Origin of the sequence: Gallaecimonas kandeliae (genome assembly GCF_030450055.1) — a bacterium.
GTDB lineage: Bacteria > Pseudomonadota > Gammaproteobacteria > Enterobacterales > Gallaecimonadaceae > Gallaecimonas > Gallaecimonas kandeliae.
In genome coordinates this window covers 2328125-2342504 of record NZ_CP118480.1, presented here as the reverse complement: position 1 = coordinate 2342504, position 14380 = coordinate 2328125, and the positions used below count along the sequence as shown (strand labels likewise).

Here is a 14380-nt window from a genome sequence, read left to right as displayed (position 1 = left end):
ACCGCATGCCGTGCTTCTTAGTAAAGTTCTTTTTAATCAAATGGTTGCGAAGTAAGAAAATTTCTTACGTCTGCGGATTATTGGGATTGTGACGCAACTGTAACGGAGGTGAGACAGTGTGAATTGTCGCGGGGAAAATACGGCTTGGAAGGCCGGGGGCGCGTAATCTACCGCCTGGTTAATGGCTTGGCAAGGGGAAAGGTACAAAAGCAGGGGAAACCTTGGTTGTTTTCCTTTAAGGGGCGTAAACTGCCGGCTTTCATCTTTTTTCCCGGCCCGGTATTGCCATGGCGCGCACTCCTCACAACCTGCTCGAAGGCGACATCCAGGTCACCCTGAAGCAGATGACCATTTCCCTGCTCTGGGGTATGGCGACCATGATGACCTTCAACCTGGTGGACACCCTCTTCGTCAGTCGCCTGGGCACCCATCCGTTGGCCGCCATCAGCTTCACCTTCCCGGTCAGTTTTACCCTGATCAGCCTCACCATAGGCCTCGGCATCGGCACCTCCGCCGTCATAGGCCATGCCCTGGGATGCCGGCAGGAAGGGCAGGCCAAGGAGCAGGGCAACGCCGCCCTCTGGCTGGGGGTGTTGCTGGTGGCGCTGCTGGCGCTGCTGGGCTGGCTCTTCCATGATCCCTTGTTCGAGGCCATGGGTGCCAGCAAGGAACAGCTGCTGCTGATCCAGCAATACATGGGGGTCTGGTTCCTGGGCAGCCCGCTGCTGGCGGTGCCGATGATCGCCAACGCCGTGATGCGGGCCAACGGCGACACCCATACCCCCAGCCGCTTCATGATGTTGGGGGGCCTTATCAACGCCGTCATGGATCCCATGCTGATCTTCGGCTGGGGGCCTTTTCCGCGGATGGAACTGCAAGGGGCGGCCCTGGCGACGGTGCTGGCCTGGCTGGGGGGCGCCGTGGGCGTGCTCTTCCTCCTCTATAAGCGTCAGCTGGCCCGCTTCAGCCTGCCCGGCAAGGCCATGCTGGCCCATTGGCAGTCGCTGCTGCGCATAGGGCTGCCGGCGGCCGGCGCCAACATGATGACGCCGCTGGCCATGGCGCTGCTGACGGCCATGGTGGCCAGCTACGGCCCCACTGCGGTGGCCGCCTTCGGGGTGGGCACCCGCCTCGAGTCCATGGCCACCTTGGTGGTGCTGGCCCTGTCCATGACGCTGCCGCCCTTCGTCAGCCAGAACCTGGGGGCCGGCAACCTGGACAGGGTGCAGCAGGCCTACCGCGCCGTGGTACGCTTCGTGATGGGCTGGCAGGGGGCGCTCTACCTGCTGCTGCTGGCCCTGGCCTTCCCCATCAGCTGGGTGTTCGGCAAGGATCCCAAGGTGGCGGAGCTTATTCGCCTCTTCATCTTCATAGTGCCGTTGGGCTACGGCCTGCAGGGAGTGGTGATCCTCACCAATTCCTCCTTCAACGCCGTGCATAAGCCGGCCAAGGCGCTGCTGCTTTCCAGTTTGCGTTTCTTCGTGGCGGCCGTGCCCCTGGCCTTTGTCGGCGGTAAGATAGCGGGGCTGCCCGGCTTCTTCGCCGGACTTGTAGTGGCCAACCTGATGACGGCCTCCATCGCCTACCGTTGGTTTACCCGGGAGACGGCATGAGCAAAGATTTCATCCTGCATTCGGCCTACCAGCCCGCCGGTGACCAGCCCACCGCCATAGCCCAACTGGTGGAGGGCCTGGAGGCGGGCCTGGCCCACCAGACCTTGCTGGGGGTGACGGGCTCCGGCAAGACTTTCACCATGGCCAACGTCATCAAGACCCTGGGCCGGCCCACCATCCTCATGGCCCCCAACAAGACCTTGGCGGCCCAGCTCTACGGTGAGATGAAGGAGTTCTTCCCGGAAAACGCCGTCGAGTACTTCGTCTCCTACTACGACTATTACCAGCCCGAAGCCTATGTGCCATCCTCCGATACCTTCATCGAGAAGGACGCCTCCATCAACGACCACATAGAGCAGATGCGGCTCTCGGCCACCAAGGCGCTGATGGAGCGCCGCGACGTGGTGATAGTGGCCTCGGTGTCGGCCATCTACGGCCTGGGTGACCCCCAGAGCTACCTGTCGATGATGCTGCACATCCGCCAGGGCGACATCATCGACCAGCGCGCCATGCTGCGCCGCCTGGCAGAATTGCAATATACGAGGAACGAGGTGGCCTTCAGCCGCGGCACCTACCGAGTGCGGGGCGAAGTCATCGACATCCACCCGGCCGAAAGCGATACGGAAGCGGTGCGCATCGAGCTGTTCGACAACGAGGTGGAGCGCATCTCCACCTTCGACCCCCTCACCGGCCAGGTGCTGCGCACTGGCCTTGGCCGCATCACCATCTACCCCAAGACCCACTATGTGACGCCGCGGGAGAAGGTGCTGGAGGCGGTGGAGAACATCAAGGTGGAGCTGAAGAGCCGCCTGGAGGAGCTGCGCGGTGCCAACAAGCTGGTGGAAGAGCAGCGCCTGGCCCAGCGCACCCAGTTCGACATCGAGATGATGGTGGAACTGGGCTACTGCTCCGGCATCGAGAACTATTCCCGCTATCTCTCGGGCCGCGGCCCGGGCGAGCCGCCACCGACCTTGATTGACTACCTGCCGCCGGACGGCCTGATGATCATCGACGAGTCCCACGTGACGGTGTCGCAGATAGGGGCCATGTACAAGGGCGACAGATCCCGCAAGGAAACCCTGGTGGAATACGGCTTTCGCCTGCCCTCGGCGCTGGACAACAGGCCGCTCAAGTTCGAGGAATTCGAGGCCATATCGCCCCAGACCATCTATGTCTCCGCCACCCCAGGCAAGTACGAGCTGGAGCGCTCAGGCGGCGAGGTGGCCGAGCAGGTGGTGCGTCCCACAGGGCTCTTGGATCCTGTGGTTGAAGTGCGGCCAGTGGGCACCCAGGTGGACGATGTCTTGTCGGAGATAGGCAAGCGGGTCGAGGCCGGGGAGCGGGTGCTGATCACGACCTTGACCAAGAAGATGGCCGAGGATCTCACCGAGTACCTGGACGAGCACGGGGTCAAGGTGCGCTACCTGCACTCGGACGTGGATACGGTGGAGCGGGTGGAGATCATCCGCGACCTGCGCCTCGGCGTCTTCGACGTGCTGGTGGGCATCAACCTGTTGCGCGAAGGCCTGGACATGCCGGAGGTGTCCCTGGTGGCCATCTTCGATGCCGACAAGGAAGGCTTCCTGCGCTCCGACCGTTCGCTTATCCAGACCATAGGGCGGGCGGCCCGTAACCTCAACGGCAAGGCCATCCTCTACGCCGACAAGATAACAGGCTCCATGCAGCGCGCCATGGACGAGACGGCCCGGCGCCGCGCCAAGCAGGAGGCCTTCAACGCCGAGCACGGCATCATCCCCAGGGCGCTCAACAAGAAGATCGCCGACATATTGCAGCTGGGGGACAAGGCCGGGAGAGAGGACGGCAAGGCCAAGGGCCGCAAAGGGCGCAAGGAGGAACATATCCACCTGGACGCCAAGTCCCTGGCGGCCGAGATGGCAATGCTTGAGAAACAGATGTACCAGCACGCCCAGAACCTGGAGTTCGAGGAAGCGGCCGCCGTGCGCGACCGCATCGCCACCATGAACGAACAACTGAAGGCCCTCTGAGGGCCTTCTTCACAAGGTGCTGCTGTAGTAATAGGCAGCCAGGGCCAGCAGGATAAGGACGATGAGCACCGCCGCCTGCCTGAGTTTGCGCATCCTTTCCTCCACGCTGAGCGCTTGAGCGCCTACGTCTTATTCTATGTCATATTTTTCAAGGCGATAGAGTAGGGCTTTGTAGCCAAGCCCCAGGTAGCGAGCCGTCTGGCGGCGGTTGCCACCGTTGAGGGCCAGGGCCTTTTCCAGGCAGTGGCGCTCGAAGGCCTCCCAGTCGAGGCCGCCAGGGGGCAGGCTGAAGGCAAAATCGCCGTTGCCCCCGGCCAGGGGCGCCATGGGGCTGTCTTCCCCCAGCAGCACCAGCCGCTCCATGCGGTTGGCCAGCTCCCGCACGTTGCCGGGCCAGTGGTGGCTTTGCAGTTTGGCCAGCAGGGGGTGGGTCAAGGGCGGCTCGGCCTGGCCGTGGCGGCGGGCGTAGAGCCCCAGGAAATGGCGGCTAAGGGCCGGGATATCGTCCTTGCGTTCGCGCAGGGGCGGCAGCAGCACAGGCACCACGTTGAGGCGGTAGTAGAGATCCTCGCGAAAGCGCCCGGCCTGCACCTCTGCCTTCAGATCCTTGTTGGTGGCGGCGATGATGCGCACATCGAGCTGCCGCTCATGATGCTCGCCGAGGCGGGTCACCTTGCCTTCCTGCAAGACCCGCAGCAGCTTGCTCTGCAGCAGCAGCGGCAATTCCCCTATTTCGTCGAGGAAGAGGGTGCCGCCGTTGGCGGCCTCGAACTTGCCGGCCCTGGCCTGGGCGGCGCCGGTGAAGGCACCCTTGTCGGTGCCGAACAGCTCGCTCTCGGCCAGCTGCTCGGGAATGGCGCCGCAGTTGACGGCCACGAAAGCCTTGTCGCAGCGCTTTGAGAGCCGGTGCAGGGCCCTGGCCGCCAGCTCCTTGCCGGTGCCCGATTCCCCTTCGATGAGCACTGTAGCGTCGGTGTCGCCGACCTTGGCCAGGCGCGCCTGCACCCGCTGCATGGCCGGCGAGCCGCCGATGATGTCGGTGAGCCTGTTCTGGTCGGTCAGGGCCTGGCTGAGCTTGCGGTTGTCGTGCTTGAGGCGCTGGGCGCGGCTGACCTTCTCCAGGGTCAGGGCCAGCTCCTGGCGGGAAAAGGGCTTGGACAGGTAATCGTCGGCGCCTTGGCGCATGGCCTCCACGGCGTGGCTGATGGTGCCGTAGGCGGTCATCATCACGAAGGCGGGGGCGTTTGGCAGCCGCTGGATCTTGCGCAGCAGCATCAGGCCGTCGCCGTCCCCCAGCTTCCAGTCGGACAGCACCAGATCCACCTTGGGCAGCCAGGGCTCGGCTTCCGCCACGGAGCCGGCCGCCGTCAGCTCAAAATCGGTGAGCAGCTCGCTCAGCAGCTGGCGCTGATCGGCGTCGTCTTCAACCAGCAAGAGGCGCATTTTGGCTCTCCTTGGGCAGGATCAGGGTGGCGACGGCGCCGCCTTCCGGGGCGTTATCCAGGTGCAGGCTGCCGCCGTAGCGCAGCCTGATCAGCCGCTCGGCGATATAGAGCCCCATGCCGGCGCCGTCCGCCTTCTGGGTGGCATGGGGGGTGAAGAGCCGCTGCTTGACGGCATCACTGAGGCCCGGGCCCTGGTCATGCACCTGGATGACGGTGGCCTGGTCGTCCTGGCTCACCTGGATGCTGGCCGCTTTGCCGGGGGCCGCTTCCAGGGCGTTGCTCATCAGCGAGTGCAGTATGGCCCTCAGTTCGCTCTCGTCCCCCTGTATGGTGCAGTGCTGGGGCAGGCTCAGTTGCCACTGGCCCCCCAGGGTCAGGCGCAGGTCGGCCAGCAGCTCCGACAGCACCAAATTCTGGTGGCGGTTGACGCCGTTGGCCGACAACGTCAGCAGGGCCTTGATGTTGCCGTCCATCTGTTTGAGCTTCTTGCGGATGGCGGCCTTGCGGCTTTCGTCCAGCTCCCCCTCGAGGCTGAGGCCTATGGTGTGGATGGGGTTGCGCAGGCTGTGGGCCAGGGCGCGGGCCACCTCACCCAGCTCGGCCAGTTGGGCCTGGGCCTGCATCCGCTCTTCCTCCTCGCGCAGCCGGGCCAGGTCGATACTCATGCGGTTGAAGCCTTCCATGGCGGCCCTGACTTCCTTCATGCCGGTGGGCTTGAGCTGGACTCCGGCTTCGCCTTTGGCCAGCCGGGACAGGCCGGCGGCCAGCTGTTCCAAGGGCTTGGAGAAGGCATGGGCCAGCAGGTAGATGCCAATGAGGGCCACCAGGAAGCTCAGGCTCAGGCCCAGCCAGAGTTTTTTATTGGCGCTGCGCACCACTTGTACCGCTGGTGGCGCCTCCCCCGGCCCCAGGCGTTGGGTGAAGTGCCTGTTGTTTTCCTGGACCTGGCGCAGGGCCTGATCGGCGGCGCGGCGGGCCTTGATGATCTCGATCCGGACCTGCTGGCGGCTGCGTTCCAGTTCGCGCTTTTTGATTTCAGCGGCCTGCTGATGAAGCCGAGCCGCTTCTTGGGGATCCAGCCGTTCCAAGTCGGCCGGGATCTCGATATCCGGCAGTGGTGGTTCCGGCACTTGGAAGTTGTCCAGCACCTTGTCCAGCACCTGGCTGCTGACGTTGGCCACCTCGAAGTTGATGTCGTCCTTGAGGCTGTGCAGCAGCCAGGTTTGGGCGGCCCCCAGCAACAGGAACAGGGCCCCGAAGAGCAGAAAGAGACTGTATCTGACGCGCATCCGTCCTCCTTTTGCCAAAAGGCTAACAGAGGCCAGGACCTTTACCCAGGGGAGCCGCCGCTGGCCGTGGCAGCCATTTGCTGTCCTTATTTGCGACCCTGTTCCCCATATGGGGATATTTCGGCGCCGTGATTTTTGTTAAACATATTTAATTTCAAATGGTTATCTATTGGCATGGCTTTCTCATAGGGCTTTTCAACCAACCAAGGAGAGAAGACCATGAAAGTACTGCCTTTGATTGCCCTGCTGGCTCCCTTGAGCCTGCAGGTGGCCTGCTCAGCCCAGGCCGCCCTGGCCGAAACGCCGGCCTCTGCCCAGGCCACGGTACCGCCCCCTGCCGCCGGGCGGACTCCGCCCGAGGAGGGGATGAGGCAGCCCCCTGCCGAACCTGCGCCGGCCCCGCCTGCCGTCAAGGAGGAGCGACGCATCGTCATCGAGGATGACCAGCGGCATATCCGCGTCAGCGGCCGGGACAAGGCGGAGTTGCATCGGGCCCTGGTCAAGGAGCTGGGCAGCGAAGAAGAGGCCCGCAGGGTCGAGGCCGATATCGACAAGGCCATGGCCCAGGCCGAGAAGGAAAGGGCCAAGGCCCTCAAAGCTGCCAGGGTAGAGCGTGTCAAGGCCCAGAAGATGGCCAGGGAAGCCATGAAGCGGGCCCAGGCGGAATTGCAGCGGGTGCAGGTGGAGTTGGAGGCCAACAACGAGCAGCTGCGGGTACCGCCGGCGCCCCATTTTCGTGAGCATGAGGACGGCCAGGATCTGGAGGTGATCCTCGACTTCATCGAAGACGCCGACCTGAGCGCCGACGACAAGGCCGCCATCGACAAGGCCCTCAAGGCCAAGAAGCCGGTGGCCAAGGGCCAGCCGCCCAAGCCCTGATCACCCCTGGCGCTGCCCCTTCTTGAGGTGGCGCCAGAGCCCCTCGACGCTGGGTTTGTGCACCAGGCTGCAGCGGTAGAGGCGGATCTCGAGCCCGGTCTGGTAGCGCTCAGGGCCCAGCTCTACCAGCCGGCCCTCGGCCAGTTCCTGCTCTATGCAGAGCCTCGGCAGCCAGGCCACCCCCAGCCCCTTCAACGCCATGCCCTTGAGGCCGTCGGCCATGGCCGTTTCAAAGACGGTGCGCAGCCGCAGCCTGAGCTCATCGTTGGCCAGCATCAGCCGCACAGTGCGGCCGAGGAAGGCCCCCTGGCTGTAGGCCAGCAGCGGCACCGACTCGTCTCTTTCCAGGTCGAAGCGGGGCCTGCCCTCGGTGTCCGGGGTGCAGACCGGTACCATCTGGGTCTGGGACAGGGCGAGGGAAGGGAAGGTGGTGGCGTCCAGCTGCAGGGCCGAGAGGGGATCGTAATAGACCAGCATCAGGTCGCAGTGACCCTCGCGCAGCTCATGGACGGCGTCTTCCACGTTCATGGCCGCCAGCCGCATGGACTGCGCCCGCCAGGGTTCACCTAACTCGGCCACCCAGCCGGGGAAATAGCTGTTGGCCAGGGAGTGGGCAGCGGCGATATCCAGCACCTGGGCCTTGGCCGGTTGCAGGCCGCGAAGCCTGGCCGCTGCCTCGTGGAGCTGGTCCACCACGGCCCTGGCCGTGATCAGGAACAGCTGGCCTTCTGCCGTGAGGTCGATGGGGACGGCGCTGCGGTCCACCAGGGTCACCCCCAAGGCCTGCTCCAGGGCGCGGATACGGCGGCTGAAGGCGGGCTGGGTTACGTGGCGGCGGCCGGCGGCCTGGGAAAAGCTGCGGCAACTGGCCAGGGCCATGAAGTCTTCCAGCCATTTGCTGTCGATGTCCAAGAGGGGCTCCTGTGCGGACTATGCCGAAACGGCATAGCTCAGGAGACAATAGCATTGGTAAAGGCGGGGGCCAAGGCGGCAGCATAGGCGCCAATTTCCACTACCAGAGCCCTACCGTGACCGCCTTTCCCCCTCCCGCCAGTGACCAAAGCCTGTTCCGCCAAGAAAAAGATCTGCTGGGCATCCTCGATGTGCCCATGGCTGCCTATTACGGCGTCCAGACCCAGCGGGCCCTGGACAACTTCCAGCTAACCGGCGTGCCGCTCAGCCACTTTCCCAAGCTGATCATGGGCCTGGCCATGGTCAAGAAGGCGGCGGCCCTGGCCAACGCCGAACTGGGCCAACTGCCGGAGTTCAAGAAGGACGCCATAGTGCTGGCCTGTGACCGCATCATAGGCGGCGAATTCCACGACCATTTCGTGGTGGACATGATCCAGGGCGGCGCCGGCACCTCCACCAACATGAACGCCAACGAGGTGATCGCCAACATCGCCTTGGAACAGCTGGGTCATGCCAAAGGCGCATACAAGGAGCTGCACCCCAACAACGACGTCAATCTGTCCCAGTCCACCAACGACGCCTATCCCACCGCCATCCGTGTCGGCCTGCAACTGAGCCATGCCGAACTGGTGGACAGCCTGGCGGCCCTGCGCGACGCCTTCGCCGCCAAGGCAGGGGAGTTCAAGGACGTCATCAAGATGGGCCGCACCCAGCTCCAAGACGCCGTGCCCATGACCCTGGGCCAGGAGTTCGGCGCCTTCGCCACCACCTTGGGGGAGGACATAGAACGCATCGAAGGGCTCTATGACCTGCTGCGGGAAGTGAACCTGGGCGGCACCGCCATCGGCACCGGCATCAACGCCGATCCCCGCTACGGCGCCCTGGCGACCCGCCATCTGTCCGCGATCTGCGGCCAGCCGTTGCGCCTCGCCAAAGACCTCATCGAGGCCACCTCCGACATGGGCGCCTTCGTGCTCTTCAGCGGCATGACCAAGCGCCTGGCGGTCAAGCTCTCCAAGATCTGCAACGACCTGCGCCTCCTGTCCTCGGGCCCCCGCACCGGCTTCGGTGAGATCAACCTGCCGGCCCAGCAGCCCGGCTCCAGCATCATGCCCGGCAAGGTCAACCCGGTGATCCCCGAGGCGGTGAATCAGGTGGCCTACCAGATCATCGGCAACGATCTCGCCATCACCATGGCCGCCGAGGCCGGCCAGCTGCAGCTCAACGTCATGGAGCCGCTGATCGCCTACAAGATTTTGGAATCCATGCGCCTCTTGCGCCGGGCCATGGACATGCTGCGCGAGCGCTGCGTGACCGGCATCACCGCCAACAAGGAACACTGTGAGGCCCTGGTCAACCATTCCATCGGCCTCATCACGGCCCTCAACCCCTATATCGGCTACGACAACGCCACCCGCATCGCCAAGGCCGCCCTGGTGACGGGCCGCGGCGTGCTGGAGCTGGTACGCGAAGAAGGGCTGGTGGAAGAGGCGCTGCTGGCCCAGATCTTAAAGCCCGCCAACATGGTCAATCCCAGGCCTCTGAGCTGAAAAAAAGGCCCCGAAAGGGGCCTTTTTTATGGGGAACAATATTGCTCAGTGGGCGAAGATGCCGTCCAGCACCTTGGCCAGGCGCTTGGAGCCCAGCGCCATGCGCTGTTCCAGCACGGGGCCGAAATGGTCCACGTAGTCCTGGCCCATGACCTTCTGGCCCTGGTAGTAGCGGTAGATGGCCTTGGTTTCCTGCATGGACTCGTTACCCCAGTCCAGGGGCTGGCCTGTGGCGGTCATGCCTTGGGCCATGGCCGCCAGCTTGTGGCCGAAATTCAGCCAGTCGTCACCGCCCATGTGGCTCAGCATGCCGTAGTCCCAGATCCCGTGCAGGTTCTTGTCTTCGCCGAAGAACTTGCCCATGGCCTTGTTGCCGCCCCAGTCGTCGGCGTAGCTGACGTGCAGCGGCTGGTGGATATCGCCGATGAAGTGGGACAGGAAGAAGAGCGCCTGCCAGTCGTTGTGATCCTCGGTCAGCACATCCTCATAGTGGCGGATGCCGAACAGCACACAACTGTTGTTGTGGCAGTCGGCCTGGGTCAGCACCTTGGCGCTGCGGGGGATGTTGACGTAGTGCAACGGCTTGGACCAGTCCCAGCGCTTGTCGCCCTTGATGTCGTCGGCCCAGGTGCAGCTCTCGGCGTAGGAGCCGTACTGGCCTTGGGCCTTGACCAGTTGGTCGAGGGCGGCGCGGGTCTGGGGCTCAACCTGGTCATAGGCGGCCTGGCAGAAGGCCTTGTGGCCGTTGTAACCAAAACCCCAACTTGGGGCCGTCATTGCCAGGGCCAGCAGCCAAAAAAAGTGTCGCATTATTGTTATCTCCTGTTGTGAAGCCTGGGCATTGTACCGGCCTTTTGTGGCGGCGCCATTATTGTCTGCTGGGCAAAAAAAAAGGCTTTCCTGGTCTAGGCTTAGCGGTAATTCCAGGCCAACAGTGGCCCTTTGAGGACGACCCATGTTAAATCACGGCCCTTACCGGACACTCGGCGCCAGCCTCTGCTGCCTGCTGATCTTTGCCACGGCCTTCCCCGGCTCAGACCCAGCCTGGCGTTACCTGCCCCTTGGCATGGCCCATATACTCCTTGGCCCCGACCACCTGCTGTTCCTGCTGGCCCTGGCGCTGCTGGTGCCTGAGCGGCGCCGGCTACTGCTGGCCGTGACCGCCTTTGCCCTGGCCCACAGCCTCACCCTGGCCCTGACGGCCCTTGGCGTTGTCCCGATCCCAGAGCCGCCGGTGGAGGCCGGCATTGCCCTCAGCATCGTCATCCTGGCCTTGGAGCTGCGCCGCAGCCAGCAGGGGCACCTTGGCCTGGTGGTCTCTTCCCCCTGGCTGGCGGCCTTCGCCTTTGGCCTCGTCCACGGCCTTGGCTTCGGGGCCGCCCTTGGGGACTTGGGCCTGCCGCACGGCGCCGAGGGCCGGGCCCTGGTCGCCTTCAACCTGGGGGTGGAAGGGGGGCAACTGGCCTTTGTGCTGGCGGTGCTGGGCGCTTGGCAGCCGCTGCGCAAGGCGAGGCTGCCCCGGTGGACGGCGGCGCTACCGGCCTACGGCATGGGGGCCCTGGGCCTCTACTGGCTGGGGCAGCGGCTGCTGGTCATGGTGGCCTAGTCATTCGCCGAGAGGGGAGATCCGAAAGGCCTTGATGTCGTCCCGCTGGCGCAGGCTCTCGGCAAGGGCGGCGCCGCGGCCCGACTTGTCGGTGCGGATCAGCATCCGGTACTCGAAGTCCAGGCCAGTGGTGGAGGTCCTGTGCTCTGTGCTCAATACGGTGAAGCCGTGCTGGGCCAGTAGCTCCCTGACGCTGTCCTCCGCCAGGGCCTGGCGGCGCTCGAAGCGCAGCACGAAGTGGGCAAAGCTTTGGGACGGCAGCCGGCTTTCCAGCCAGCGCAGCAGCACCAGCACCGCCAGGGTCAGGGGCGTGGCGATCAGCGCCGCCACGTAGAAGCCGATGCCGATGAGGATGCCGATGGCGGCCGTGGTCCAGATGGTGGCGGCCGTGGTCAGGCCGCGGATGGTGAAATGGTCCTTGAAGATGACCCCGGCCCCCAGGAAACCTATGCCGGTCATGATGCCCTGGGCCATGCGGGTGGGGTCGGTGCGCACCTCCTCCACCAGCCCCGCCGGTAGCCACTGGGCCTGGTAGAGGGTCACCAGCATCAGCAGGCAGGAGGCCAGGCACACCAGCATATGGGTGCGCAGGCCGGCTGGGCGGGCATAGAGGCTACGCTCCAGGCCGATGAGGCCCCCGGCAAGCAGGGCCGCCAACAGGTGCAGTGTGATGACAAGGGGGCTGGCGTTCATGGGGCTCTCGGGATGGACTTTAGCTTGAGTCTAGTTCCCTGCGAACCACCTGAAATGCCAAGGCTTTTCTAGACTGTGAGCAGGGCTGCAACGAGGAAGGGCCATGACGACCAAAAGCAACAGCCGGCACCGCTGCGCCGTCTGCAACCAAAGCCTGGCAGAGCGGGAGCTGGTGGCGGGGGAGCTGGTGCGCGAAGGGGTAGCGGCCGAGATCCAAAAGGCCGTCCCCGGTTGGGGCCCCGGCAGCTATATCTGCCATCCCTGCCTGGCGGAAGCCAGGGGCCGCTATGTTCACCGGCTGCTGGAGTCGGAAAAGGGGGAGCTGTCGGGGCTCGAGCAGGAAGTCTTGGAGAGCCTCAAGCAGCACGAACTGGTGTCGGAAGACATCGAGGCCCAGTTCGACCGGCAGTGGAGCCTGGGGGAGCGGCTGGCCGACAAGTTGGCCGACTTCGGCGGCAGCTGGACCTTCCTGGTGTTGTTCGCCTTTTTCCTGCTGGCCTGGGTGGCCCTCAATTCCTTTGCCCTGCTGACCCGGCCGCCGGACCCCTATCCCTACATCTTCCTCAACCTGATGTTGTCCTGCCTCGCCGCCATACAGGCACCCATCATCATGATGAGCCAGAACCGCCAGGAGGCCAAAGACAGGGCCCGCTCCCAGCACGACTACCAGGTCAACCTCAAGGCGGAGCTGGAGATAAGGCATCTCCATGAAAAGATGGACCATCTCATCTTCCACCAATGGCAGCGGCTGGTGCGCATACAGGAATTGCAGTTGGAGCTGCTGGCCGAACTGGAAAACCGCAAATGAGGTGCCGGCCTATGCCGGGCTTATCCTGAAGCCGGGGAGCTGGCGAAGCGGCAGGGTTATTCGCCTCAAAATGGCATGACCGTATCCCGCTTATCGTTTCGGCATTGGCGATAGGCGAAGGCCAAGATAAACATCCAGAGGGCCGTCATCATCATATTGAGAACACCCAAAAGCACAGTGCCGGCCAAGGTAGTGGAGAGGTCTTGGAAGCTGTTCAGTATGATCCCCTGCGAGGCTTTGACGACAAACACCAAAAACGAAAGGGGTAACCAATATTGCCTGCCCAAATTCAGGCCCGTCTTGAACCACCCCGTTCCTCCTACAGCCGCCCCCGTCAGCACCAGATACCAAGGGGCCAGCAGGGCATAACTCAGCCACTGGGGCAGCTTGAGACTAATTGCAGTGGGAAGAGGGGCGGCCATGCTGAAAGTAAGGATGAATTGATTAACCACTATGGCCGCAAGGGTCAGCATCACTGTCAGTAAGAGGAATAGGCCGCTTGTTCGAAACAGCGATGACAGTGGCGCCAAAGGCGTTTCCAATACCAGCCTGAGGCATGAGACACAAAACAGCGAGGTCAGGCAGGCGTTGGCGATAAAGAAGAACCAGTAGCCAAGGGGATTGAGCTGCCATTGGAAAAAGCTGTTGAGGAAAGCGAGGAGTAATTGCAGCGACAGCGGCAACGCCAGGGCCCGGATCAAGGCCACAGGGTTTTGAAATGGATAGCGCAGTCCCAGGTAGAGGACGGACGTTATTTTCATTCCATGAGCCCCATGGTCATGGCTATTTTGCCTGTCACTTTAAAATCCGAGTCAAAATGGTGGCCAGGGCTTCGGGTTGCTCCAAGGGCAGCATATGGCCGCTGCCGTCTATGATGTCCAGGCGGCTCTTGGGGATGGCCTTGTGCATGGCATCGAGCTTGGCCGGCGGCACCAACTGGTCGTCGCTGGCGCCGATGATATGGACAGGGAAGGGGGCCTTGGCCAGGGCCGGGCGCAGATCGGGGCGCTGGGAGCTGGCCTCGAGCTGGTATTTGAGCACGCTGCCCCCCAAGTCCGCCTCCATCTCCCGCACCTTCTCACGGGCCTCCTGGGCCAGGGGGCCGCTGCCCACCAGTTGGCCGAGGCGGGCCTCGTTCATGGCTTTGAAGCGGCCCTGCTCCAGGCCCTTGATGATGTTCTGGCGGGCAACCCGCTCGTCCTGGCCTAGGCCGGCGGCGTCGAAGCCGATGAGGGTGAGGCTTGCCACCTGTTCGGGGTTGTCCAGGGCGAAGCGGCTGGCGATGAAGCCGCCCATGGAAAAGCCCACCAGGTGTACCTTGTCCCCTTCGGCGCCGTACTCGGCCAGGCCCAGCATCTGCTCCAGGGTCTCGGCCCATTGCAAAGGCACATAGCGCCTGTCGGCCAGGTCCAGTTGCCGCCATAGGGGCAGCCAGAGCCGTTCGTCACATTGGGTGCCGGGCAGGAAGAGGGTGGGGCTGGGTCTTGGCATGGGATCTTGGCTTTCCATCAGATTCAGGCTGACCCTATCATAGGGGAAATCAGGCCGTTACCGAAAAAAAGCGGCAAGGCGGTTATTG

13 protein-coding genes are annotated in these 14380 nt (G+C 63.8%); 6 read left to right on the top strand and 7 right to left on the bottom strand.

Features of this window, described 5'->3' with window-relative positions; genetic code table 11:
• Positions 1 to 287: 287 nt before the first annotated feature.
• Together PVT67_RS11600 and uvrB are read left to right on the top strand one after the other, a co-directional pair.
• Positions 288 to 1613, top strand: coding sequence for an MATE family efflux transporter (locus PVT67_RS11600; protein WP_301493778.1), 1326 nt, complete (start codon positions 288 to 290; stop codon positions 1611 to 1613).
• A complete protein-coding gene (gene uvrB / locus PVT67_RS11595; protein ID WP_301493777.1) occupies positions 1610 to 3619 on the top strand; it encodes an excinuclease ABC subunit UvrB in 2010 nt (669 codons plus the stop codon). Before PVT67_RS11600 ends, uvrB begins: the two co-directional genes overlap by 4 nt.
• Before the next feature lie 129 nt (positions 3620 to 3748).
• Here uvrB and PVT67_RS11590 read toward each other — a convergent pair whose 3' ends face one another.
• Both PVT67_RS11590 and PVT67_RS11585 read right to left on the bottom strand, forming a co-directional pair.
• A complete protein-coding gene (locus PVT67_RS11590) occupies positions 3749 to 5062 on the bottom strand; it encodes a sigma-54-dependent transcriptional regulator (protein WP_301493776.1) in 1314 nt (437 codons plus the stop codon).
• Positions 5043 to 6353 (bottom strand): ATP-binding protein, encoded by a 1311-nt coding sequence (locus PVT67_RS11585; RefSeq protein ID WP_301493775.1) that lies wholly within the window; start codon positions 6351 to 6353, stop codon positions 5043 to 5045. Before PVT67_RS11585 ends, PVT67_RS11590 begins: the two co-directional genes overlap by 20 nt.
• Positions 6354 to 6572: 219 nt before the next feature.
• Between PVT67_RS11585 and PVT67_RS11580 the strand changes: the two genes are divergently transcribed.
• Positions 6573 to 7232, top strand: a complete 660-nt coding sequence (locus PVT67_RS11580; RefSeq protein WP_301493774.1) for a hypothetical protein — start codon at positions 6573 to 6575, stop codon at positions 7230 to 7232.
• Here PVT67_RS11580 and PVT67_RS11575 read toward each other — a convergent pair whose 3' ends face one another.
• Positions 7233 to 8144, bottom strand: a complete 912-nt coding sequence (locus PVT67_RS11575) for a LysR substrate-binding domain-containing protein (protein ID WP_301493773.1) — start codon at positions 8142 to 8144, stop codon at positions 7233 to 7235.
• Between the two features lie 197 nt (positions 8145 to 8341).
• Here PVT67_RS11575 and PVT67_RS11570 point away from each other — a divergent pair, with 197 nt between their 5' ends.
• The gene (locus PVT67_RS11570) at positions 8342 to 9694 is read left to right on the top strand and encodes an aspartate ammonia-lyase (protein WP_301499689.1); all 1353 of its coding nucleotides are present in this window, start codon (positions 8342 to 8344) and stop codon (positions 9692 to 9694) included.
• 45 nt (positions 9695 to 9739) lie between these two features.
• Here the strand turns inward: PVT67_RS11570 and PVT67_RS11565 are convergent, their stop codons facing one another.
• Entirely contained in the window at positions 9740 to 10504 is a 765-nt protein-coding gene (locus PVT67_RS11565) for a S1/P1 nuclease (protein ID WP_301493772.1), read from the bottom strand.
• A 145-nt stretch (positions 10505 to 10649) separates the two neighbouring features.
• On the opposite strand from PVT67_RS11565, the gene PVT67_RS11560 reads away from it, so the two are divergent.
• Positions 10650 to 11300 carry a HupE/UreJ family protein gene (locus PVT67_RS11560; protein ID WP_301493771.1) on the top strand — a complete coding sequence of 217 codons (651 nt, stop codon included), beginning with the start codon at positions 10650 to 10652 and terminating at the stop codon, positions 11298 to 11300.
• Here PVT67_RS11560 and PVT67_RS11555 read toward each other — a convergent pair whose 3' ends face one another.
• On the bottom strand, positions 11301 to 11993 hold the full coding sequence (locus PVT67_RS11555) for an MgtC/SapB family protein (protein WP_301493770.1): 693 nt from the start codon (positions 11991 to 11993) through the stop codon (positions 11301 to 11303).
• A 103-nt stretch (positions 11994 to 12096) separates the two neighbouring features.
• Between PVT67_RS11555 and PVT67_RS11550 the strand changes: the two genes are divergently transcribed.
• Positions 12097 to 12801 carry a DUF1003 domain-containing protein gene (locus PVT67_RS11550; protein ID WP_301493769.1) on the top strand — a complete coding sequence of 235 codons (705 nt, stop codon included), beginning with the start codon at positions 12097 to 12099 and terminating at the stop codon, positions 12799 to 12801.
• Between the two features lie 65 nt (positions 12802 to 12866).
• Here the strand turns inward: PVT67_RS11550 and PVT67_RS11545 are convergent, their stop codons facing one another.
• Together PVT67_RS11545 and PVT67_RS11540 are read right to left on the bottom strand one after the other, a co-directional pair.
• A complete protein-coding gene (locus tag PVT67_RS11545) occupies positions 12867 to 13562 on the bottom strand; it encodes a hypothetical protein (RefSeq protein ID WP_301493768.1) in 696 nt (231 codons plus the stop codon).
• A 34-nt stretch (positions 13563 to 13596) separates the two neighbouring features.
• Positions 13597 to 14310, bottom strand: a complete 714-nt coding sequence (locus PVT67_RS11540) for an alpha/beta fold hydrolase (RefSeq protein ID WP_301493767.1) — start codon at positions 14308 to 14310, stop codon at positions 13597 to 13599.
• Between the last annotated feature and the right edge of the window lie 70 nt (positions 14311 to 14380).